This window comes from Nocardia sp. NPDC060220, assembly GCF_042727815.1.
Taxonomy (GTDB): domain Bacteria; phylum Actinomycetota; class Actinomycetes; order Mycobacteriales; family Mycobacteriaceae; genus Nocardia.
Window position 1 is genome coordinate 1 of the sequence record NZ_JBHWZY010001187.1, and the last position, 1,661, is coordinate 1,661.

The window sequence follows — 1,661 nt, forward strand, 5'->3', positions numbered from 1 at the left end:
ACCTGGTACAGCTCGCTCAACCACGAACGCAGCCGGCGATATCCCTCGACCTCTGTCGGTCCGGCGAACGCCAGGACCGATTCCTCCATGGCCGAGGCGTCGCTGTGGACATCCAGCGCGGTGCCGTCGGCGAAGTGCGCGCGATAGGCCGGGGCGACGGGCAACAGCTCCAACCGGGACTCGAGACTGTCACCGACCGCGGCGAGGGTGTCGGCGACGATGTCGGGCATGGTGAGCACCGACGGTCCGGTGTCGAGCAGATAGCCGTCGACGTCGCGCCGTCCGGCCCGGCCACCGGGGACCGTATCGCGCTCCACCACCGTGACGCTGCGTCCGCGTCCTGCCAGGTGCAACGCGGCGGCCAGTCCGGCCAGACCGGCCCCGACGACGACCACCTCATCGGTTGTTCCCGATATCGTGCGCATTGCTTCCTTCCGGTGGGGGCGGCGGGTTCGCCGGTCAGTGCGAGCGGTTCGTGCACAACAGCGCCATTCGCTGCAGCGCGTCGGCCACCGATGGTTCGAGGTCGGCGCTCTGGAGGAGCCGGCGTGCGTGCTCGACGCGCTCGCCGATCATCTGCTCGGCACGCCGGCGTGCGCCGCTGTCGATGATCACGGTCTGGGCGAGCGCTACGGCCTGCTCGTCGATGAACTCGGCCCGCCACAGATCTCGTAGCCGGGCGCGATCCGACGGCTCGGCGAGCTGATCGGCCAGCGCGATCACGGTGGTCGCCTTGCGTTCCCGGACATCGTCTCCGGTGGGTTTTCCGGTAGTCGACGGGTCGCCGAAGATGCCGAGAAGGTCGTCACGGAGCTGGAACGCTTCCCCGATCACGTCGCCGTATTCGCCGAGAACGCGCATCACCGTCTCGTCGCAGCCGGCCATCGCCGCACCCAATTCGAGTGGGCGCCGCACTGTGTAGTTGCCGGACTTGCGCCGCGCGATATCCATCACCTCGCCCACGCTCGGGAGCCGGTTCGCGTCGTTGGTCAGATCCGCGAGCTGACCTACCGCCAGCTCGCTGCGCATCGCGTCGTAGCGCGGCCATGCCCGATCCAGCGCGGCGGCAGGCAAGCCGCTCTCGCGCACCATGCGCTCAGCCCACACCAGGAACAGGTCGGCCATGAGGATCGCCGCGGACTCGCCGAATCGGGCCGGCGAGCCCGACAATCCCTGATCGCAGTGCCATGCGGCGAGCCGGAGGTGAGCGGACCGCTGTCCGCGCCGGACCGTCGACTCGTCCATCACGTCGTCTTGCACCAGCGCGAACGCGTGCAGGAGCTCCGCGCCGGCGGCCGCACGCAGGGCGGCTTCGGATTCCCCTGCGCCGCCGCACAACCAGCCGAGATAGACGAACACCGACCGTACGCACTTGCCGCCCGACGCGAAATCGATCATCAACCGGCCTGGGAACGAGAATCCCGCCGGGTCGAGTTCTGCCCGGCAACGCGCGCGGACGAACTCGTCGACATGACCGCGGACCGAGATCTGTGTGCGCGCGAGCCAGTCGGCGAACCGCGCGGATCCGTCATCACCGGTTGCGGGTTCACAAGGTCGAAGCGCGATTGCTACTCGTTCGGCATCCACCCATCGATTGTGACACCGATCGAGCAAAAATGCATCGTTTGCGCATCGTTTGATCTTTCCGGCAGCGCTGCAAC

2 protein-coding genes are annotated in these 1,661 nt (G+C 68.1%); both read right to left on the minus strand.

Features of this window, described 5'->3' with window-relative positions; all coding sequences use genetic code 11:
* Window positions 1–425 (minus strand): FAD-dependent oxidoreductase (locus tag ACFWF3_RS35110; RefSeq protein WP_379318416.1); only part of this gene is annotated, 425 nt, incomplete at its 3' end.
* 34 nt (window positions 426–459) lie between these two features.
* Window positions 460–1,587 carry a polyprenyl synthetase family protein gene (locus ACFWF3_RS35115; protein ID WP_379318418.1) on the minus strand — a complete coding sequence of 376 codons (1,128 nt, stop codon included), beginning with the start codon at window positions 1,585–1,587 and terminating at the stop codon, window positions 460–462.
* Window positions 1,588–1,661: the final 74 nt, after the last annotated feature.